The sequence below is a fragment of the Desulfovibrio sp. JY genome (genome assembly GCA_021730285.1).
In the GTDB taxonomy this organism is placed as follows: Bacteria; Desulfobacterota; Desulfovibrionia; order Desulfovibrionales; family Desulfovibrionaceae; genus Solidesulfovibrio.
Window position 1 is genome coordinate 2,651,730 of record CP082962.1, and the last position, 21,811, is coordinate 2,673,540.

Annotated in this window: 15 protein-coding genes; 9 read left to right on the forward strand and 6 right to left on the reverse strand. The window is 67.7% G+C overall.

From position 1 onward, the window contains the following. Window positions 1-56: 56 nt before the first annotated feature. From K9F62_11880 to K9F62_11890, 3 genes are all read right to left on the reverse strand, one after another. The gene (locus K9F62_11880; GenBank protein ID UJX39428.1) at window positions 57-368 is read right to left on the reverse strand and encodes a hypothetical protein; all 312 of its coding nucleotides are present in this window, start codon (window positions 366-368) and stop codon (window positions 57-59) included. Then, entirely contained in the window at window positions 352-2,037 is a 1,686-nt protein-coding gene (gene ilvB / locus K9F62_11885) for a biosynthetic-type acetolactate synthase large subunit (protein UJX39429.1), read from the reverse strand. The genes K9F62_11880 and ilvB overlap by 17 nt, the downstream gene beginning before the upstream one ends. Window positions 2,038-2,446: 409 nt before the next feature. After that, window positions 2,447-3,781 (reverse strand): NAD(P)/FAD-dependent oxidoreductase, encoded by a 1,335-nt coding sequence (locus tag K9F62_11890; protein UJX39430.1) that lies wholly within the window; start codon window positions 3,779-3,781, stop codon window positions 2,447-2,449. A gap of 121 nt (window positions 3,782-3,902) precedes the next feature. Between K9F62_11890 and K9F62_11895 the strand changes: the two genes are divergently transcribed. The 6 genes from K9F62_11895 (at window position 3,903) to K9F62_11920 (ending at window position 13,764) form a co-directional block, all read left to right on the forward strand. Next, window positions 3,903-5,342, forward strand: coding sequence for an FAD-dependent oxidoreductase (locus K9F62_11895; protein UJX39431.1), 1,440 nt, complete (start codon window positions 3,903-3,905; stop codon window positions 5,340-5,342). A gap of 73 nt (window positions 5,343-5,415) precedes the next feature. Then, window positions 5,416-6,702, forward strand: coding sequence for a glycosyltransferase family 4 protein (locus tag K9F62_11900; protein UJX39432.1), 1,287 nt, complete (start codon window positions 5,416-5,418; stop codon window positions 6,700-6,702). Further along, on the forward strand, window positions 6,699-7,814 hold the full coding sequence (locus tag K9F62_11905; protein ID UJX39433.1) for a glycosyltransferase family 4 protein: 1,116 nt from the start codon (window positions 6,699-6,701) through the stop codon (window positions 7,812-7,814). Before K9F62_11900 ends, K9F62_11905 begins: the two co-directional genes overlap by 4 nt. A 130-nt stretch (window positions 7,815-7,944) precedes the next feature. Next, a complete protein-coding gene (locus K9F62_11910) occupies window positions 7,945-11,919 on the forward strand; it encodes a PAS domain-containing protein (GenBank protein ID UJX39434.1) in 3,975 nt (1,324 codons plus the stop codon). Window positions 11,920-11,986: 67 nt separating this feature from the next. Next, on the forward strand, window positions 11,987-12,610 hold the full coding sequence (locus K9F62_11915) for a histidine phosphatase family protein (protein ID UJX39435.1): 624 nt from the start codon (window positions 11,987-11,989) through the stop codon (window positions 12,608-12,610). After that, a complete protein-coding gene (locus K9F62_11920) occupies window positions 12,607-13,764 on the forward strand; it encodes a glycosyltransferase (protein ID UJX39436.1) in 1,158 nt (385 codons plus the stop codon). Before K9F62_11915 ends, K9F62_11920 begins: the two co-directional genes overlap by 4 nt. On the opposite strand, the gene K9F62_11925 is transcribed toward K9F62_11920, so the two are convergent. The 3 genes from K9F62_11925 to K9F62_11935 form a co-directional block, all read right to left on the reverse strand. Beyond that, on the reverse strand, window positions 13,709-14,386 hold the full coding sequence (locus tag K9F62_11925; GenBank protein ID UJX39437.1) for an FkbM family methyltransferase: 678 nt from the start codon (window positions 14,384-14,386) through the stop codon (window positions 13,709-13,711). The two genes, K9F62_11920 and K9F62_11925, sit on opposite strands and share 56 nt — an antisense overlap. Before the next feature lie 142 nt (window positions 14,387-14,528). Beyond that, entirely contained in the window at window positions 14,529-15,479 is a 951-nt protein-coding gene (locus tag K9F62_11930; protein ID UJX39438.1) for an IS1595 family transposase, read from the reverse strand. Window positions 15,480-15,594: 115 nt separating this feature from the next. Continuing rightward, window positions 15,595-17,088, reverse strand: a complete 1,494-nt coding sequence (locus K9F62_11935; protein ID UJX39439.1) for a response regulator — start codon at window positions 17,086-17,088, stop codon at window positions 15,595-15,597. Between the two features lie 270 nt (window positions 17,089-17,358). Here K9F62_11935 and K9F62_11940 point away from each other — a divergent pair, with 270 nt between their 5' ends. The 3 genes from K9F62_11940 (at window position 17,359) to K9F62_11950 (ending at window position 21,776) form a co-directional block, all read left to right on the forward strand. Continuing rightward, window positions 17,359-18,573: an ammonium transporter gene (locus K9F62_11940; GenBank protein UJX39440.1), complete on the forward strand. Its 1,215-nt coding sequence runs from the start codon at window positions 17,359-17,361 to the stop codon at window positions 18,571-18,573. A gap of 20 nt (window positions 18,574-18,593) precedes the next feature. Next, window positions 18,594-18,932 (forward strand): P-II family nitrogen regulator, encoded by a 339-nt coding sequence (locus K9F62_11945; GenBank protein ID UJX39441.1) that lies wholly within the window; start codon window positions 18,594-18,596, stop codon window positions 18,930-18,932. Window positions 18,933-19,118: 186 nt separating this feature from the next. Then, window positions 19,119-21,776 carry an HD domain-containing protein gene (locus K9F62_11950; GenBank protein UJX39442.1) on the forward strand — a complete coding sequence of 886 codons (2,658 nt, stop codon included), beginning with the start codon at window positions 19,119-19,121 and terminating at the stop codon, window positions 21,774-21,776. The last annotated feature ends 35 nt before the right edge of the window (window positions 21,777-21,811 follow it).

Genomic DNA, 21,811 nt, shown 5'->3' on the forward strand with positions numbered 1-21,811 from the left:
CGGGCGGATAATCCGCTCGAACCGCATACCGTATGGTGCGCCGCCCCCGCAAGCCCTCAGGCCATGGCCGCGTCCTCCGCCAGCGCGGACAGGATCGGCGCGCCGGGATCGCCCAGGCGGGCCGCGCAAATCTCCGGCAATCCGGCCAGTTCCGCCAGCAGACGGGACAGGCGGCCATCGTCGGTCACGGCTACCACCAGCCGCGTCGTTCCGTCGGGCCGGGGCAGGCAGGCCAGCGCCAGCAGAGGATAGGCCCGTCTGGCCAGACAGGCGGCCACATGGCGCAGGGCGGCCATGGGGTCGTGGGCGGCCAGCTCCAGCACGGCGCGGCCGTTTTCCGGGCTTTTCGCGTCAATTGGCGACGGCATGGCTTTCCTCCAGAATCATTTCGCTGTTGGCGGCGCCGGGCGGCACCATGGGATAGACGTGGGCGTCGGGATCGACCGGGACGCGGATGAGCGCCGGCCCCGGGGCGGCCAGGGCGGCGGCCAACGCGCCGCGACCGTCCCGGCAGTGCTCCATGTCCAGGCTCGCCATGCCGAATCCGGCGGCCAGGGCCGGGAAATTCGGCCGGGCGGCAAAGGTCGAGGCCGTGTAGCGCCCGCCCACGAAAAAGGCCTGCTGCTGGCGCACGAGCCCGAGCACGCCGTTGTCCATGAGCAGGATTTTGACCGGCAGCCCCAGCTCCACCAGCGTGGCCATCTCCTGGATGTTCATGAGCAGCCCGCCGTCGCCGGTGACGCAGACAACCGGCGTGCCCGGTTCGGCCAGGGCCGCGCCGATGGCCGACGGCAGCCCGAAGCCCATGGTGCCGAGTCCGCCCGAGGTGAGAAACCGTCCCGGCCGCGAACACGGCCAGACCTGGGCCGCGCGCATCTGGTTCTGGCCCACGTCGGTGGTCACGATGGCCTCGGGGCCAAGGATGTCGGCCACCGCCGCCAGCACGCCGTAGGGGCTTTTGGGATCGCCAAGGGCCGGCAGGGAGAAGGGATGCAGCTCGCGCAGCACCGCCCGGTGCGCCGACCAGCGCGGCCGCGTCCGGACCGGCACCAGGGGCAACAGCGCGTCGAGCACCCTGGCCGCGTCCCCGGCCAGGGCCACATGGGCGCGCCGGTTCTTGTGGTGCTCGGCCGGGTCGATGTCGATGTGCACCACGGCCGCGTCCGGGCAGAACCGCTTGGCGTCGCCCGTGGCCCGGTCGTCGAAACGCGCGCCAATGGCCACAAGCAGGTCGCAGTCGGTAAGCAGGTGATTGGAGGCCGGCCGGCCGTGCATGCCGATCATGCCGGCGTTTCGCGGATGCCCGCCCGGGAGCAGCCCAAGGGCCATCAGCGTGGTCACCACCGGCGCGTCCAGCGCCTCGGCCAGCGCGGTCACGGCCTCGCCCGCGCCGCACCGGGCCGCGCCGCCGCCGCAGTAGAGCACCGGCCGTTCGCTCGCCGCCATGAGCGCCGCCGCCTTGGCCAGATCGGCCGTGTGCGGCATGGCCTGGACATCGGCCTGACCGGGCTCGGGCCAGGCGTCGAAGCGGACCAGCTCGGTCTGCACGTCCCGGGGCACGTCGATCACCACCGGGCCGGGCCGGCCCGAGGCGGCGATGCGGAAGGCGTCGGCCATGAGCCGGGGCAGATCGGCCGCCCGGCGCACCAGCATGTTGTGCTTGGCGATGGGAATGGTCAGGCCGTACACGTCCACTTCCTGAAAGGCGTCCGTGCCGATAAGCCCGCGCGAAACCTGGCCCGTGAGGCACACCAGCGGCACGGAATCGGCCTTGGCGTCGGCAATGGCGGTCAGCACGTTCATCGCGCCCGGCCCCGACGTGGCCAGACACACCTGGGTCGTGCCCGAAACCCGGGCCATGCCCTGGGCAATGAACCCCGCGCCCTGTTCGTGGCGCGCCAGCACGATACGCACCGGCGTTTCGGCAATGGCGTCGAACATCGGCAGATTGGCCCCACCCGGGATGCCCGACACCACGGTGATGCCATGCCGCACGAGACTTTCCGCAATGATGCGTGCTCCGGTCATCTCAATCATCACTGGCCTCCGATTGGACCCCACGACGCGCGGCGGAAAACGCAAAAAGCCCCCGCCGGCGCGCCGGCGGGGGCTGGATAAGCTTCGAATTGCTGTAAAAGAATCCCCGCTAAGGCGCCGCTATAACGACGCCTACTACGACCGCGCTGGTCCAGAAGGACTCGGGTAGCATGTAGGAATTCATCGTAGTCATGGCAGGGGTTGCTCCATCAGTTTGGTTATCCCTACCCCAGCTCCCCACGGCCCGTCAAGGCCCGTCTCCATCTTCCACTCTCCGCTCTTCCGCCGCCTGCCAGGCCCTTCGTCCAACCAGAGCCGGGAAGGGGGGACCGGGGGGCATCAAGCCCCCCGGCGGAGTGCAGAGGCGGAGCCTCTGCCGGGGCCTGGGGCAGCGCCCCAGCTTCCCCCGCTACACCATGTAGCGCAGATAATAGCCGCAGGTGGGATAGGCCCAGATGGCGTCGGCCAGGGCCTTGGCCGGCAGGTTGCTGCGCATGGCCAGGGCGATGGCGTTGATGATTTCCTCGGCGTCGTGGCCGAGGATGTGCGCGCCGAGGATCTGGCCGGTGTCCGGGGCGGTGAGGACTTTGGAGTAGCCGACGGTTTCGCCCAGGCGTTTCCAGGGAAAGGCGTCGGCCAGGTCGTATTCCTTTTTCTCGTAGGGGATGTCGCGGGCCCGGCACTGGGCTTCGGTCAGGCCGGCCATGCCCAGCGGCGGCTGGGTGAAGAGCACGCTCGGGGTGCCGCGGCGGTCGATGGGCAGGGTATTGCCGGTGAGCATGTTGTGCCCGGCGGTATTGCTTTCGAGGTCGGCGGTGGGGGTGAGCGCGTAGGGCGCGTCCAGGCAGTCGCCGGCGGCGTAGATGTCGGGGTTGGCGGTCTGGAGGTACGGGCTGACGGTGATGCCGCGTTTGTTGTGGGTGACGCCGGCGGCTTCGAGGTCGAGGTCGTCGATGGCGGCGGGGCGGCCGGCGGCGTTGACCGCCATGTCGCAGGTAAGGCTGGCGCCCGGAATTTCGATGTGCAGGCCTTCGGGACTTTGGGTGATGGAGGAGACCGGGGCGTTTAAGCGCGCGTCGATGCCCAGGGCGCGGGTCGCGTCCACGAGGCGGCTGACGGCGTCCTGGTCGAAGTTGCGCAGGAAGGCGTCGCCGTGGGTGAGGATGGCGACTTCTTTCGCACCGCATATTTTGGCGATGTGGGCTAGTTCGAAGGCGATGAAGCCGCCGCCGATAAAGACCAGGCGTTCGGGCAGGGCGTCGCAGTCGAGGAACGTGTCGCTGGTGTCGAGCCGTTCGTTGCCGGGGAAGTCGAAGCGCCGGGGCCGCGCGCCCACGGCGATGAGAATTTTTTTGCCCGTGTATTCCGTTGCGTCCACTGCTATGGTGTTCTTGCCGGTAAAGACGCCGCGTCCCCGGATGATGTCGATGCCGGCCTTGGCGTAGGACGCTTCGATCCTGGCGTCGACGGGGCTGACGAAGCCGCGTTTGAAGGCCATGAGCGCCTTCCAGTCGACGGCGGGCTCGCCGGAAAGCCCCTTGCCGGCCAGGTGGCGGGCGGCGGTGACGGCCTCCACGGCGGCCATGAGCACCTTTTTGGGGTTGCAGCCGGTATGCGGGCAGACCCCGCCGAGCGGTCCGGCTTCGATGGCGGCCACGGACCAGCCGGCTTCCCGGCAGCGACGCGCCGCCGGGTGGCAGGCCGGTCCCGCGCCGAGGACGAGCAGGTCGTATGTTCGCGTCATGATGGCTTCCTTTGCCGGGCTCATCGCCCCGGCCTTTGGCTTTTGGTAGGGGCAGGCTAGCATGGATCGGGCGGCGAAGACAGGGGCGCGCGCGAAAAGCGGCGGCCGGGCGGAGGCAGGCATGGCAGCGCGATACGACTATGATCTGGTGGTCCTTGGCGGCGGCGCGGCGGGGCTGACGGTCGCTGCCGGGGCGGCCCGGCTCGGGGTCAAGGTGCTTTTGGTCGAGCGCGAGGGTCGGCTTGGCGGCGATTGCCTGCATTTCGGCTGCGTGCCGAGCAAGACGCTCATCGCCACGGCCAGGGCCCGGCGGATGATGGCCCGGGCCGGGGAATTCGGCCTGCCCGATGTCGCCTTGCCGTCGGTGGATTTCGCCCGGGTGCGCCGGCGCATCGAGGCCGTGATCGCGGCCATCCAGCAGCACGATTCGCCGGAGCGTTTTCGCGGCCTCGGGGCCGAGGTCCGCTTCGGGGAGGCCGCGTTTGCCGACGACCATGTCCTTATGCTCGACGGCAGGCGCATAAGCGCCGCCCGGATCCTCGTCGCCACCGGATCGCGGGCCGCCGTGCCGGATATCCCGGGACTGGCGGAAGCCGGATTTCTCACCAACCGGGAGATTTTTTCGCTGGAGCGCCTGCCGGAGCATCTGGTGATCCTCGGCGGCGGGCCGATCGCCGTGGAGATGGGCCAGGCGTTTTCGCGCCTGGGGAGCAGGGTCACTCTGGTGCAGCGAAGCGCCCGGATACTCACCCGGGAGGACGCGGACCTGGCGGCGGTGGTCCAGGCCCGCCTGGCCGCCGAGGGCCTGGATCTGCGCCTTTCCGCCAAAGTCGTGTCCGTGGCTCCGGGCGCGCCGAAGACCGTGACCCTCGAGCGGGACGGGCGGCGCGAGGCCGTCCCGGCCACGGACATCCTCGTGGCCATGGGCCGCGCCCCGAACCTCGAGGGACTTGGGCTTGACGCGGCCGGGGTTGTCCATACAAAAAAAGGCCTTGTGCTCGACGCCCGGTTGCGCTCCAGCCGGCCGCATATTTTCGGGGCCGGCGACGTCACGGGGGAATACCTTTTCACCCATGCCGCCGGCTACGAGGGCGGGGTGGTGGTGGCGAACGCCGTGTTCCGGCTGCCCAAAAAGGCCGACTACCGGCTGTTGCCGCGCTGCGTGTACGCCGAGCCGGAGCTGGCCGTGGTCGGCGCCACCGAGGACGGGGCGCGAAAGGCCGGCCTTGCGGTCACGACGATCGTCGAGCCCTTTTCCGGCAACGACCGGGCCAGGGCCGAGGGCGAAACGGACGGGCTGGTCAAGATCGTGCTCGGGGGGAAGGGGCGGCCCATCGGCGTCGGCATCGTCGGACCGGACGCCGGGGAACTTTGCAGCGAATGGGTGGCGGCGCTGGCCGGAAAAGTGGGGCTCGGCACGCTTTCCGGCGCGGTCCATCCCTATCCGACCCTGGCCGAGACGAGCAAACGGGCGGCCGGGCGCGGGCTCGAGGCCAGACTTTTTTCGCCCGTCGTGCGGCGGCTGTTGCGCCTTTTTTTCGGGTATCGGGGAAAACGGTAACCATTTTGGACGATTGTCGGACATAATGAGTTGGCGGCGGGCGATGGACGCCTGATCGCGGGGGAGTGGTGCGATGACGGGGGGGAGCGAGGCGGTGCGGCTTATCATGGTGCTCAAGGGCTATCCGCGCCTGTCCGAGACGTTTATTTCCAACGAGATACTGCTGCTCGAGGCCCAGGGCTTCAAGGTGCGCATCGTCTCCATGCGCGATCCGCGCGAGGCCGCGCGCCATGCCTCGATCTACCGCATCAAGGCCGATGTGGTGTATCTACCGGAATACATCCGGCCGGCGCTCGGGGAGCTCCTCTACGAGAATTTCCGGGCCGCCCTGGCCGCGCCGCGCGGCTACCTGCGCGCCCTTGGCCTCATGGTCCGGCATCTGGTCCGCACGCGCCGCTCGGCCACGGTCAAGCACCTGCTCCAGGCCGGGTTTCTCTGCCGCCGGGCGCTGACGCCGGGCGAACCCGCCCATCTGCACGCCCATTTCGCCCATTCGCCCACCTCGGTCGCGGTTTATGCCGGGCTCATAAGCGGCCTGCCGGTCAGCTTCACCGGCCACGCCAAGGACGTCTGGACCCAGGAGCCGGGCAAGCTGGCCGAAAAAATCGGCCGGGCCGCCTTCGTGGTCACCTGCACCAGGGCCAACGCCGCCTACCTGCGCCGGCTCTCGCCAAACGGCACGCCGATCTACGACGTCTACCACGGCATCGACCTGTCCCTTTTTGACGGCGCGGGCGAGCGCCCCGAACCGGCTCCGCCGTACCGCATCCTGACCGTGGCTAGGCTTACGGCCAAGAAAGGCCTGGACACGGTCCTCGACGCCCTGGGCCGTCTGGCCGGGGAGGGAATGGATTTCATCTACGACCTGGTCGGGGAGGGCGAGGACCGGGAAGCCCTGCAAGCGCGGGCGCGGGCCCTTGGCATCGCGGATCGGGTGCATTTTTGCGGGGCGATGTCCCACGAGGCGGTGCTGGCGCTCTACCGCAAGGCCGACGTCTTTGCCCTGGGCTGCCGCGTGCTTGAAAACGGCGACCGCGACGGCGTGCCCAACGTCATTGTCGAGGCCATGGCCATGGGATTGCCGGTTGCGGCCACCAACGTTTCGGCCCTGCCGGAGCTGGCGAAAGACGGCGAGACGGCGCTGGCCTGTCCGCCCGACGACCCGGCGGCCCTGGCGGCCAATATCCGACGCCTGCTCACCGACGCGGCGCTGCGCGCCCGCCTGACCTGCGCGGCCAGGGCTGCCGTGGCCCGCGATTTCGACAACGCGGCCAACATCGAACGGCTGGCGGCCATCTTTGCCCGTCATGCCGGGGGCAGGGTCCCGTCGGTCGGGGCCGCACCGGACGGGGCCGCGTGAACGTCGCCCTGTACGCCCCCTTCAAGCCCCTGGATCATCCCGATCCCTCGGGCGACCGGACCATCGGCCGCGAACTGACCGCCGCCCTGGAAGCGGGCGGCGTCACGGTGGTGACCCCGAGCCGCTTTCGCACCCGCTGCTTTTCCACGCGACCGCTGTTGTGGCTCGGAACCCTGGCCGCGCGCCGCGCCGCCCTGGAGGCGGCAAGCCTCGCCCGGGTCAAGGCCTGGCTCACCTTCCACACCTACTACAAGTCGCCGGACGTCATCGGTCCCTACGTTGCCCGGGAACTCGGCATTCCCTACGTCGTCTTCCAGGGCGTCTATTCCACCAAGACCCGGCGTCGGCTTGGGACGCGCCTTGGCTACGAGCTCAATCGCCGGGCCCTTCTGGCCGCCCGGCTGGTGGTCACCAACCGCCGGCTCGATTACATCAACCTGGCCCGGCTGCTGCCTAAAAACAGGCTGGCCTATGTGCGCCCCGGCATCCATCCCGACGCCTTCGCCTTCGACGCCGAGGCCCGGCGGGAACTGCGCAAGGATTGGGACGTGGGCGACGCCCCGGTCATCGTCACCGCGGCCATGTTTCGCAACGACGTGAAGACCGAAAGCCTGACCTATCTGTTTTTGCGCCTGGGCGAACTGGCCCGGGAGGGGACGCCTTTTTTCCTGGTCGTGGCCGGCGACGGGGTCATGCGGGACATGCTGATGGCCCTGGCCCGGCGCGAGCTGCCCGACCGCCATTTGTTTCTGGGCTGCGTCGACCGGGAGGACATGGGGGCGCTTTTCGGCGCAGGGGACATCTTCGCCTTTCCCGGCATTCGGGAGTCCCTCGGCATGGTCTATCTCGAGGCCCAGGCCGCCGGGCTGCCGGTGGTGGCCCTGGCCGACGGCGGCGTGCCCGAGGTGGTGGCGAACGGCCGCACGGGATTGCTTACGCCCCCCGGCGACGACGCGGCCTACTGCCGGGCGCTGCGTGATCTGCTCACGGACCGGCAGCGCCGCCGGGAGATGGGCGAGGCGGCCGAGGCCTACGTGCGCGAGAAGCATGACCGCGACCGCAATTACGGGGTGATGGCCCGGGTGCTGCGCCGGCTGGCCGGGGAGGGCTGAAATTGGTACTGGCCGAAATGCTATGGTTTAGGGTATTATACATACCTCGTATTTCTTATATGTTTTTCCCTTGTTTCCGCATACGCCTTGCGGCCTTCGCGGTGGCCCGCCGGCAAGGCCGGAGCCTGTCATGGCCAATCTCTGTGAAACGCCGCTGCGTGACCTCCCTCCCGCAACGCCCGTAACGCTCGGCCTCTGGACCACGGCCGGTCAGGCCGCCCGGAGGCTGCTCGACGTCGGAGCCGGCGAAGCGCTGATTCTCGACAGCGGCCGGCCGCTCGGCGTGGTCACCACGCGCGGTCTGTCCCGGGTGCTCAACCAGTCCCCGGACACGGCCGCCCATCTGGCTGTGCGCGACCTCATGGACCCCGTTGCCGTCTCTTCGGATGCCGAGTTTCTGCCGGCCGCCCTGCGCCATTTGCTGGCCGCGCCGTCGCGTCGGCTGGCGGTGGTGGACGCCAAGGGGCGGGCTGTCGGCATTTTGGCTCCGTTCCACGTGGCCCGGCTGTGCGGGGGCCTCGACACGCTTGCCGGCCGCACCGTGGCCAGCGCCATGGCCCGGGCGGTGGTGACGGCGGCCCTCGGTGAGACGTTGCCGGCCGTTTTGGCCCGCATGCGCCGCACCGGCGTCGGCGGCGTGGTGGTGGTCGAGGCGGACAGGCCGCGCGGCGTTTTTACGGCCCGCGACGCCGCGGCGCTTCTGGCCGACGGGCGCGATATCGGCCGCTGCCGCGTGGAGGCGGTCATGCGCACCCCTGTTGTGGCCATCTCGCCGCAACTGCCGCTTGCCGAGGCCGTTTCGGGCATGGATGGGGCCGGTGCGGGCCGGCTGGCCGTCACCGACGCCGCCGGGTATCTGCTCGGCCTTTTGACCTGGACCGACGTGGCCCAGATCGTCTCCGAACTCCTGTCCGAGGCCGAGGGCGCGGCGCTTCGCGAACGGGCGGAGCTGTACCGGGACCTCTACAATAATGCCGCCCAGGGACTTTTCCGCCTGGATACGGCCGGCCGTCCCCTGGCCGCCAATACGACCCTGGCCCGGCTCTTCGGCTGCCGCGACGTGGCCGATTTCCTGCGACAGGCCCGCACCGACGAGCACCTCGTGCGTCTGGACATCCCCCAGCGCCGGGAGCTGCTCGTGCGCGCCCTGGGGCAGGCCGATCCCGTCTTTTTCGAAACGCATTTCTACCATCATGACGGCAGCATGGCGCGCATCAAATGCTATGTGCGGGCCTTGCGCGACAGCCTCGGCAGTCCGGTGTGCCTGGAAGGGGCCTGCGCCGATTTTTCCGCCTTGCCGCCGGCGGAAAACGCGGCCGGCGAAAACGGCTACCGCTCCATCGTCGAGCACATCACCGAACTGATCTGCCGCATCGACGCCGCCGGACGGCTGCTCTTCGTCAACACGGCCTTTGCCCGCTACTGGGGCAAGACGGCCGAGGCCTGCGTGGCCGAGAATTTTCGCTCGCCCATGCCGCAGGAGGATGCGGACATGGTGGCCGGGCGTCTGGCCGCCCTTTCCCCCGACCGGCCGACCACCGGCTTCGAGCACCGGGTGCTGCGTCCGGACGGCCGCATGCGCTGGCAGCGCTGGACCTACCGGGCCATGTTCGACGAGGCGGGAGCGCTCCTCGAATACCAGGCCGTGGGGCGCGACGTCACGGCGCGCAAGCTGGCCGAGGAGCGACTACGCGCCGAGCACGCCAGGGCCCGCAATATGCTCGAGGCCCTGCCCCTGGCGGTATTCTTCAAGGATGTCGACCGGCGCTTCACGGGGTGCAACCAGGCTTTCGAGACCCAAAGCGGCATTGCGCGCGAGCGCCTTGTCGGCGGCACCCTCGACGATTTTCTCGGCGAGGCGGATGCCCGCCCGTATCATGCGATCGACCGGGAACTGCTGGCCAAGGGAGGGCGGCAGGTCTACGAGGCCGTGCTGCCGACGCCGGCCGGCGCGCGCCACATGATCGTCCACAAGGGGCTTCTCCACGATGCCGGAGGCACGGTTGCCGGCATCATCGGCGCGTCCATCGACATCACCGAGCGCAAACTGGCCGAGCGGGCGGCCGTTCAAGTCCGCGACGCCCTGGAGGCCGAGGCGCTGCGCCTGCGCCAGCGCATGGCCGGTGCAATCGAGGCCCGGGAAGAGGCCGAGTCCCGGTTGCGGCGGGAACGGCGTTTTCTGGATACGGTGCTCTCCGGCATCCAGGACGGCATCTGCCTGCTCACGCTCGACCTGACCGTCATCTCGTCCAACAAGGCCATGCGGACGCTCTACGCCGAACAGGGGGAAATGGTCGGGCGCAAGTGCTTCGACCTGTTTCACGGCCGGGGCATGCCCTGCAACGATTGTCCCTCCTTGCGGGCCCTGGCCACGCGCAAACTGGCCATAAGCCTCGTGCCCAAGATCGAGTCGGGCAGCGCTTCGGGCTGGGTGGAGCTTTTTTGTTACCCGCTCTTCGATGACGACGGCGTGGTGTCGGGGGTTGTCGAGATCGTGCGCGACGTCACCGCCGGCAAGCGGCTGGAGGCGGAACTGGCCGACGCGCTGGAGCGGGCCGAGGGGGCCAGCCAGGCCAAGGGCGCGTTTCTGGCCAACATGAGCCACGAGATCCGCACGCCGCTCAATGCCGTGCTCGGCTATGTCCAGCTCATGCTGGCCGACCGTCTGGACCCCAGGCAGCGCGAACGCCTGAACGTGGTCGAGGAATCCGCCGGCACCCTGCTTTCCATCATCAACGACATCCTCGACTATTCCAAGATCGAGGCCGGCCGCATGGAGCTCAAAGCCGCGCCCTTCGATCTGGTGCGCGGCCTGGAGGGCGTGTTCAAGGAGCAGGAGGTCCTGGCCAAGGCCAAGGGGCTCGACCTTGCCCTCGACATCGCGGAAAACGTGCCCGGGGCCGTACGCGGCGACGGGTTGCGGCTGCGCCAGGTGCTGCGCAATCTGGTCAACAACGCCGTCAAGTACACCGACAAGGGGGGCGTACGGCTTGGCGTCGCCATTGCCGACGCGCCGTGCTCCGCTTCCGGCGGGGAGGGCGGCCGGCTGTGGCTGCGCTTCACCGTGGCCGACACCGGAATTGGCATTCCCTACGAGCAGCAGGAAACGATCTTCGACAGCTTCACCCAGATCGACGGCGGCCTGACCAAGCGGCAGGCCGGCACCGGGCTGGGGCTGGCCATCTGCCGCCGGCTGGCCGGGCTCATGGGCGGGACGATATCGCTCGAAAGCACCCCCGGCCAGGGCAGCACGTTCCGGCTGGAATGTCCCTTCGATGCGGCCGGCGCCGAATCGGTGCCCGTCGCGGACGCGCGTCCCGGTTCCCGGCCCGACGACTTGCCGCCGCTTTCCATCCTTTTGGTCGAGGACAACCGGGTCAACCGGGTGTTCGCCTCGGACCTCCTGGAAAATAGGGGCCATACCGTCTCCATGGCCGAAAACGGCCAGGCCGCCCTGGACTATCTGGCCGGGCATCCGGTCGACGTGGTGCTCATGGACATCCAGATGCCGGTCATGGACGGGCTCACCGCCACCCGGGCCATCCGGGCCGGACGTCCGCCCATTGATCCGAATCTGCCGGTCATCGGGTTGTCGGCCTATGCCATGGATCAGGAACGGGAGCGTTTCCTGGCGGCCGGTCTCGACGACTACATCATCAAGCCCATTGACGTGGAAGCCTTTTTCGCGGTCGTGCGCGGCGTGCTGGTCCGTCGCGGCCGCCTGCCGTCCGGGGCGCGCCGGGATGCGGCCTGTGAAAAACGACTCCTCGATACGCAAGGGCTGTTGCGCCAATACCACAACAAGACGGGGCTGTTGACGCGGGTGGGGCGGGCGTTCGTGGCTTCGGTGCCGGAGCAGCTTGCGGCCATGGACGCGGCCCAACGCGCCGGGGACATGGCGGTGTGCGAGCGGGTGGCCCACACGCTCAAGGGCAATGCGGCCATGTTCGGGGCGGCGGCCATGCGCGCTCTGGCCGCCGAGGCGGAACTTGTCGCCGCCGCCGGCGATGCCGACAAGTTCGCCTCCCTGGCGCCGGGCCTGGTCGAAGCCTGCCAGGCGGTGGTGACCGGGCTGGACGATTTTCTGCGGGGGCTCCCGCGATAGACCCGGGTGCGTTTTGGCGGAGTTTGAGGCATACCGGCCGCAAGGCCTCACGGAGGGACCGTTTTCCATGGCACGTACCGTCTTTTATCTTTTGCGCCACGCCGAGACGCTGTGGAACCGGGACAAGCGCATCCAGGGACAATGGGACAGCGAATTGCACCCGGAAGGGCATGCCGCCGCCGAAGCCCTGGCGTCGCGCCTCACCGGCCTCGGCCTGTCCCGTATCCTGGTCAGCGATCTGGGTCGGGCCAAATCCACGGCCGGCATTTTCAACCTGCACCTGCGCCTGCCGGTGAGTGTGGAACGCAGGCTGCGCGAACAGCATTTCGGCGAGTGGATGGGCAAATACTGGCGCGACATCCCCGAGGCCGATATCCGCGCGGCCGAGGCGGCGGGCTGGGATTTCCGCCCGCCCGGCGGCGAGTCGCGAAGCGACGTGCGCCAGCGCGCCGAGCACGCCCTGATCGACGCCGCCCGGGCCAATGCCGGGCGCGCGGTCCTGGTCGTCACCCACCAGGGCGTCATCAAGGCCATACTCTACCATCTCCTCGGTCGTCTCTTCGTCCCGGGCGAACCACCGGCTTTCGACCTGTCCCTGTTGCAGCGGGTGGTGTGCCAGGACGGCGTGCTGTCCATCGATGCCCTGGACGTCGTCCTCCCCGAGGAGGCTCCCGCGCCGGACGCTGCGTGAAAATCGCCTTCTATTGCCAGCATGTGCTTGGCATGGGCCATCTCATGCGCACCCTGGAAATCGTCGCCGCCCTGGCCGGGCATAAGCGACTGCTCATTCTCGGCGGCCCCGACGCCCCGGTCGGCCTGCCCGGTGACGTGACGCTCGTCCGGCTGCCGGCGCTGTCCATGGACGCGGCCTTTTCCGCGCTGTCCCTGGAGGGGGAAGCCCTGGAAGCGGCCAAGAAAACCCGGGCCGCCATGTTGCGCGAGGCCCTGGCCGCCTTTGCCCCGGAAGTCTTTTTCGTCGAACTCTATCCTTTTGGCCGCAAGGCCTTCGAATTCGAGCTCGTGCCCGCCCTGGCCGCCATCCGTGCCGGCGCGTACGGCCCCTGCCGGGTCGTTTGCGGCGTGCGCGACATTTTGGTCGAGAAAAAGGACCAGGCCGGCTACGAGGCCCGGGTCCTGGACCGGTTGGAGCGCTTTTTCGATGCGGTGTGCGTCCATGGCGACCCGGCGCTTTTTCCGCTGTCGGCCACGTTTTCCCGGGCCGTGGATATCCCCGTGCCCGTGGCCTACACCGGCTACGTGGCTCCCGCGCCGCAGGTGGCTGTCGACGGGACCGCCGTGCGCCGGGCGTTTGGCGTGGAAAAGGGGCGGGAGCTTCTGGTCGCAAGCGCCGGGGGCGGCAAGGTCGGCTCCGAGCTTCTGGCCGCGACCCTGGCCGCCTGCCGCACGCGGCCGCGTCTCACGGCGCTGGCGGTCCGGGTCTTTACCGGTCCGTATTGCCCGCACGACGCCTATCTGGCGCTTATGGACGCGGCGGCGGAGCTGCCGGACGCCAGGGTGGCGCGCTTTACCGACAATTTTGCCGGGCTCCTGGGGAGCGCCGATCTTTCGGTGAGTCTGGCCGGGTACAACACGGTCATGGCGCTTCTGGCCGCCGGCGCCTGGGGGCTGGTCTACCCCTTCGACCAGAACCGCGAGCAGCGCCTTCGGGCCGGCCGCCTGGAGGAAATGGGGCTTTTGGGCCTGGTAGGGCCGGAGGACCTCGCCCCGGTCCGTCTGGCCGAGCGGATCGTCGCCGCCCTGGACGCGCCCCGGCCGCCTCGGGCCGCCGTCAATCTGGACGGGGCGCGGCGCACGGCCGCCTTGCTGACGACGCCCGCCGTTTGACGAAAAACGCATCCCCGGAGACGATCCGCCCCTCCGGGCCCCGCGCGAAATCGTAGAGCCCATCGCAGACGAACCCGTACTCCGCCAGGAACGCCTCGAGTTCGGGCAAAAGCGCCTGCCCGTCGTAAAGCGGCACAAGCGCCGTCTCGGCCACCACCACCGACACGCCTGCCAAAAGCCCGCTCGCCCCGCGAAGCGTCGGCAATTCGTAGCCCTGCAAATCCAGCTTGATGACGTCGGCCGTCGCGGTCACGGCGTCGAGCCGCAGCACCGGCACGTCCACCGTTTCCGTCACCGTGAGCGTCTGATCGGCATATTTGTCGCGGATGCCCGTGGGCGGCAAAAGCGAGGACAGAGTGGGGCGGTTCATGATCGAAAGGGTGAGCGTATCCGCCGCCTCACCGAGAGCCACGGCCCGGACAGTCACCCGGGCGTCGCCGGCGAAACGCTTGGCCAGCTTGCGCGCCAGACGCGGCTGGGGCTCCACGGCCAACACCTGCGCCCGGGGCAGCGCCGTTAGCAGCCGCGCCACGACATTGCCCTTGTTGGCCCCGCCGTCGACGATGACGGGCGCTCCCGGCAACGCCATCTCCAAAAGACGATCGATCCAGCTCTCCCGCATGAATGGGCATTCCTTTGGGAAAGACAGTGCGAGAGGGGAAACCCTTTAAAAAGGGTTCTCCCCTCTCGCGCTCTCCCTTTCCTAAATTTTATAAAGGGGGTTTGCTGTAACTATGGCCTGTCACCGTTAAAAGTTTTCCTGGTTACGCACAATCCTCAGCCAGTTTGAGCAGTCTGTAAGGCATGGGCGGCGTCCGCAAGGAGACCCAGGCCAACCGCGTGAGCATTGTCGCCAAGTCATAACGGCGATTGAATCGATATCCGAACGAGGCCAGATAGCGCGACACATGTTTGCCTCTCACGGCACGATATGTTCCCAATAATGCTGACTTCACATTGCCAAGCATGGTGTTGACCCACTTAAATACTGAGTCCTGCACAGCCTTGCGGCCACTGTCTTGAACGGGTTCGTGCCGACAGCCCGCAGCCTGGACCTCGGAAAAACATGGCAACCGGTCCGTCACCACCAATGTCCCGGAACGCAAGATTTTCTGAGATGCCCGCTGCACCTCATTACGCCGAAAACCTTTGACTCGGCACAGCTTCATCTTGTGTGGTTGTCCACTTTTTGTCGTTTCAACTGCCGCAATAAACGGAATTTTTCCTGGGGCACCACGTCCACGTTTCCCACCACGTCGTTTACCGCCAAGGTAAGCATCGTCCATCTCTACGCGGCCGGTGAGACGTTGCTGGTGTTCACGTTCGAGCATGACCTGCATCAGCTTGTGAGACATTTTCCAGGCCGTCGTTTGCGTGACACCAAGTCTGCGGGCTAATTCGACACTGGAGATGCCGCCCTTGCTTTGAGTGAGGTGATAAATGGCGCGGAACCACTTCTTGAGGGGAACTTTGGTGGAAGCGAAGATTGTGCCAGCGGTCACCGAAGTCTGCGTACGGCAATGTGAGCACTGAAAGAGCCGTCGCCTGCCAACAATAAGCAGCGAGTACTTATCCCTGCCGCAAATTGGACAAACGAATCCTTCGGGCCAACGCCATTGCACGAGGTGTGCCCAGCATTTCTCCTCGGTGCCGAATTGCGCCTCAAACGCATCTTCGCTCATACCCTTCTGGAATTGCACAATGTTTCTTGCCATATCCAGCGCCTCCAACCCCCAGAAAATACACAAAACAATGACCGCTGACAATTAGCTGATGATTGTGTGTAAGCAGGAAAGTTTTTGGAGAGGGGGTCCGGGGGAGAACCTTTTTTCAAAAAGGTTCTCCCCCGGTCTCTTCCTCCTCCTCATCATCCAGGTCCGGCGCCTGGTCGTAGGGCGCGCCGAGGGGCAGTTGCACGGTGAAGGCCGCCTCGCCGCCAAGCTGGAAAAAGGTGAGCGAGCCGCCCATATTCTTGACGATGCGGTAGGCCAGCGGCAGCCCGAGGCGTTCGGCGCCCTCCTCGAAGGGCAGGAAGAGCAGTTCCGGATCGGCCACCGGCATGGTCGTGGCGAAGGTCACGTCGAGGTGGATGAACCGGGCGTGGCGCGAGGTGGCGAGCGACACCCGGCCGCCCTGGGGCAGTCGATTGGACGCGTAGCGCACGAGGCTTGTGACCACCTGGGTGAGCAGTTCCGGGTCGAGCTGGAGATCGGGCAGCCCGGCGGCCAGTTTCGTCTCTGTGGTGACGCTCCGGGCGGAAAATTCCGGAGCCAGGAATTCCACCACGGCGGACACGATGGCCCCGAGCGAACACAGCCGGGGGCGCAGATCGACGGGGTGCAGGTAGGTGCTGATGCGGTCCAGGATGTCCTCGAGGCGTCTGGCTTCGGCCAGGATGATGCCCGCCTCGCGGTTGTCCGGCATCCGGGCTTGCAGGCGATGGGCGAAGCCGGCGATGGAAAAAAGCGGGTTGCGGATCTCGTGGGCCACTTCCGCCGAGATCGCGCCCAGGGTCTTGAGCTTTTCCTCCTGGACCACGAAGCGTTCCAGCTCCACCCGGTCGGTGATGTCCACCACGATGCCTTCGATCATGGTCGCGGCGTCGTCGTGGTTGGGCCGGGTCGAGGGCATGGCTCGCAGCAGCGCGTGGACCGTGGCGCCGTTTTTGTGGATGAACCGGCATTCCTCGGTGCGGGCGCGGCCCCGGGCCGGGAAATCCCGGGTGAGGCTTTCGACCACGCGTTCCCGGTCGCCCGGGTGCAGGCGCGTCACGAACCAATCCCGTTCGGTCAGGGCTTCGCCCCGGGAAAAACCGAGCAACGTGCGGCAAAATTTGTTAATGAAAGCTACACGCAGGTCCGCTTCCAGGACGAAGACCAAAAGCGGCAGGTTTTGCACCAGGTTGAAATAGCGGGTCTCGGCCAGGCGCACGGCCTGGGACAGATGCTGCCGCTCGAGCACGGCTTCCAGGGCATGGGCGAGCAGGTCGAAGCTGACGATGGGTTTTTGCAGATAGTCCGTCGCGCCCAGGCGAAAGGCCTGGATCACGCCCTGGATTTCGTCCTGGCCGGAGATGACGATGACCGGCGGAGGCTCGCCGCCCTCCCGGGCCAGGGCTTTGAGCACCTCGAACCCGTCCAGGCCGGGCAGGCGCAGGTCGAGCAGCACGGCGTCGGGTTTCTGGGCGCGGATGGCGGCAAGCCCGGCCCGGCCGTCGCCGGCGGTGGCGACGGCGTAGCCAGAGGTCGTCAGCCAAAGGCTTATGGCTTGGCGGACGTCGGCGTCATCCTCGACAAGCAGGATTCTGGCGTTTGTGTCGGCCATGGCGGTCTCCGCAGACTACTGCTTATGATGCCGAGCATAGATCATTTGGCTGCGTCTTGCCAGGGCCGCGTGGCTCTTCGGGCGGTCGGAACAAGGTTTTTTTGGAGTTGCAAAAATGTCAACTTCACACTAGTGGGAATGGCGCCGCGCCGCCTGCGGAGCGCGTCGGACCCTTGTGGAGAGAGGTCCGGCCTTGTTTGTCCCGGGGCGGATGGAGACACGGCATCGGCTGGGGCTTGGTACACAAAAACGTTACGAGAGGGGGAACCCATGAACGCGGCGGACACCGCTTTCGTGCTCATTTCGGCGGCCCTGGTCATGCTCATGACCCCGGGGTTGGCACTTTTTTACGGTGGCATGGTCCGGGGCAAGAACATCCTCGGTACGCTCATGCACTCCAACATCCTGCTTGGCACCGTCACCATCATCTGGGCCATTGTCGGCTACAGCCTGGCCTTCGGCGGCGATATCGGCGGGCTGATCGGCAATCTCGACTACGTGTTCCTGCGCGGGGTCGGGACCGCCGCCAAGCCGGGCGTGGACAATATCCCGCACCTGGCCTTCATGATCTTCCAGTGCATGTTCGCGGTGATCACGCCGGCGCTGATTACCGGCGCGTTCGCCGAGCGCATCAAGTTTTCCGGTTTTCTCGTCTTCACCAGCCTGTGGATGATCGTGGTCTATTCGCCCATGGCCCACTGGGTCTGGGGCGGCGGCTGGATGGCCAAGATGGGGGCCCTCGATTTCGCCGGCGGCGCGGTGGTCCACATGAGTTCCGGCGCCTCCGCCCTGGCCGCGGCCCTGTACCTGGGCCCCCGGCGCGGCTACGGCAAGCAGGCGTTCATTCCCCACAACCTGCCGCTGACCATCCTTGGCGCGGGGCTTTTGTGGTTCGGCTGGTTCGGCTTCAACGCCGGCAGCGCCCTGGCCGCCAACGGCTTGGCCGCCTCGGCCTTCGTCACCACGCATCTTGCCGCCGCGGCCGCGGCCGTGAGCTGGATCGTGGTGGAGTGGCTCCATCGCGGCAAGCCGACCACGCTTGGCATGGCTTCCGGCGCGGTGGCGGGCCTTGTCGCCATCACTCCGGCGGCGGGCTTCGTCGAGCCCATGCCGGCCATCCTCATGGGCCTTGTCGCCGGCGCGCTGTGCTACGGCGGCGTGCTGCTCAAAAGCCGGCTCAAGTACGACGACGCCCTGGATGTCGTGGGCATCCATGGCCTGGGCGGCACCTTCGGCGCGCTGGCCACCGGCCTTTTCGCCACCACGGCCGTCAACGACGCCGGGGCCAACGGCCTTTTCTACGGCAACCCCGGCCAGTTGTGGATCCAGTTCGTCTCGGTGGTCGCCACCTGGGCCTACTGCTTCGTCATGTCGCTGATCCTGTTTAAGGTCGTGGACTTGATGGTTGGTATTCGGGTAAGCCTGGACGACGAGACCAAGGGCCTCGACGTCAGCCAGCACAGTGAAGTCGGCTACCAGCTCTAACGCGGGGGAGTACACGCGCCATGAAAAAAATCGAAGTCATCACGCGGCCTTACAAGATCGATGAGATCAAGGAAAAGCTCACCGGCATCGGCATCAAGGGCATGACCATCTCCGAGGTCAAGGGCTTCGGTCGCCAGCGCGGCCATACCGAGGTCTACCGTGGGGCCGAGTACCAGGTGGATTTCGTGCCCAAGATCAAGATGGAGGTGGTGGTGGAGGATGCCATGGCCGTCGAGGTGATCGCCACCATCAAGGCCGCCGCCCAGACCGGCGAGGTCGGCGACGGCAAGATCTTCGTTTCCAGCATCGACGAGGTGATCCGTATCCGCACCGGCGAGACCGGCAACGCGGCTATCTGATGCGATGAAGAGAAGACAGTGCGAGAGGGGAAACCCTTTGAAAAGGGTTGTCCCCTCTCGCGCTCTCCCTTTCCTAAACTTTTCGCCGAATTGGGGAAATGACGGTTAATTTCGCTGTGTTATGAGAGAGATGAAGATGTGGCCAAGGCTTCCCCTCCTTGGCGCCTGACGCCCCCGGAACCATCCATGCCCCTACAGGAAAAACCGCCGAGCGCGGCCCTGCTCGTCGAAGGCAAGGCCCTTCTGGACACGGCCTTGGCCGACGGTCAGGTGGACGTGTCCTACGTCGCGGCCCTGGCCGACGTCTTTGACCGCTATTTCCGCGAACGTCTGGCCGAGTACGAGGCGTCGGCAGCCGGCCGGCCGGCCTTTGCCCTGGTGGCCGTGGGCGGCTACGGCCGGCGGGAACTGTGCCCGGCCTCGGACATCGACGTGCTGGTGGTCTTCGGCGGCGAATGCCCCCCCGACGCGCCCGAACTGGCGCGGTTTCTTTTTTTCCCGCTGTGGGACCTGGGCGTGGACCTGGGCCATGGCGTGCGCACCATGGCCCAGTGCCTGGAACTGGCCCGCACGGACCAGCAAGTGCTGGCCTCGCTGCTCGACGCCCGGTTCATTGCCGGCGACGTCGGCGTGCACGAGGGCCTGGCCGCCCGGTTGGCCGCCGACGTGTTTCCGGACCGGGCCGCCGATTTCGCCCTGTGGCTCGATGCGGACAACAACGCACGCAAGGCGTCCTACGGCGACGCCGGGGCCATGCTCGAACCCAACCTCAAAAACGGCCTGGGCGGACTGCGCGCCGTCCATCAGGTGCGCTGGCTTCTGGCCCTTGACGCCGGGCGCGAACGCGATGCCGGGCTCCTGGCCCCGGAACTGGCCGCCCTGTCCGAGGATTTTCATTTCGTCCTGACCGCCCGGATGCATCTGCATCGCCTGTGCGGCCGCAAAAACGACAAGCTGTATTTCGAGTTCCAGGAGCGCGTGGCCGAGGCCATGGGCTTTGGGCCGCGCGGCGACCGGGCCGGGGTGGAGCGGTTTTTGGCAAAGCTTTTGCGCCGCATGGCCGACATCAAGGCCTTGCGCCTTTCCGCCTGGCCGCTTCTGGCCGGCTCTCTCGGGGCGCTCGATCTCGGCGCGCCGGCCAAGGCGCTGGGGGGCGGCGTGGAGCTCGCCCCGGAGGGCCTGCGCTTTGCGCCGGGACTCTCCGACGAGGCGGCCATGGAGGGGCTTTTCAACCTGCTACTGGCCTGTGCCCGGACCGGCCGTGCGCCGTCCCACGAGACGCTGCGCCGGATGCGGGCCATGGCCGAAGCCTACGCCCGCCTGGCCGGGGTGTCCCCGCTTTCCGGGCGGCGGCTCTACGAGGGCCTTGGCGCGGTCATGCAGGCCGACGCCACCGGCGCGGCCATGGACGCGGTCATGGGCACCGGGCTTTTGCGGGCCGCGCTGCCGGAATTCGCCCGGGTCGAGGACATCGTCGCCTTCGACATCTACCACGTGCACCCCGTGGGCCGGCACACCCTGGAGGCGGTACGGCTTCTGGCCGGCATCCGGGCCGGGGAGCCGTCGCGCTACAAGGCGCTTCTGGCCGGCCTGCCCCGGCCGGAACTGGTCTTCTGGGGGCTTTTGCTCCACGACGTGGGCAAGGGCCTGGGCGGGGGCCATGCGGAAAAAGGGGCGCAGCTGGCCGAGGCCATGCTGGCCCGACTCGCCGCGCCGCTGGAGGTGCGCCATGCCGTGGCCGGACTCGTGCGCGAGCATCTGCTGTTGCCGGAAACGGCCACCGGGCGCGACCTGGCCGACCGGGACGTGGTGGCCGGGGTGGCGGCCCGGGTGGCCACGGTGGAAACCCTCGACATGCTGACGCTCATTGCCCGCTGCGACGGCCAGGCCACCGGGCCGCAGGCCTGGACCGGCTGGAAGGAATCGCTCATTTTCGAGCTCTACGACAAGGTCCGCGCCGCCATCGAGCAGGGGCGGCTTTTCGACGCCGGCGACGCCAAAATCATGCTGGCGACGCGGGAACGCGTGCGCGAGCTGGCCGGCGAGTGCATGGAGCCCGAGGCCCTGGAACGGGCGCTTTTGGCCATGCCGCCGCGCTACCTGGTGGTGGAATCGGCCGAGACCATCCTGTCCCACCTGGCTTTGCTCAGGGAACTGGACGCGGCCGAGGCCGAAGACAGGCGCATGCGCCCGAGCGCCCGATCGGCCCGCCGGGGCCGGGACGTGGCCGTTTTGCGCCACGAGGCCTTGCCCGAGGCCGACGGCTTTCGCCTGACCGTGGCGGCACGGGGCGTGCGCGCCCTTTTCGCCACCGTGTGCGGGGCGCTGGCCCTCTATGACCTGTCCATCCGCGACGCCGACGTGTTCGCCTGGGAGGGCGGGGTGACGATATTGTCGCTGCGCACCGCCAATCCGCCGGACCTGCTCTATGCCGACGAGGTCTTCGCCCGGGTCGCCCGGGCCGTGCATTATGCCCTTTCGGGCAAGCTCTTTCTCGCCTACCGGCTGGCCAAAAAACGGGAATCGTTTCTCTACCCGCCGGTCGCCAACCGTCCGCGAACCCCGCCCGAGGTGGTGCTCGACGACCGGGCCTCGGACCTCTACAGCGTGTTGGAGGTGACCTGCGACGACCGGGTGGGGCTTTTATACGACATCGCCCGCACGCTCTACGAGCTGCGCCTGGAGATGCATCTGGCCAAGGTGGTGACCCCCGCCGGCCGGGTGCGCGACGTGTTTTACGTGCGCGGTCCCGACGGCCGAAGGGTGGAGGACCCGGAGCAGGCGGCGGAGATCAAAGCGGCGCTGTTGCATCGGCTGGCCGACGATTTGTACGGCCTCGACTGAGGCCACAGGCCCCGCGCACGGCGCTCCGGCGCTTG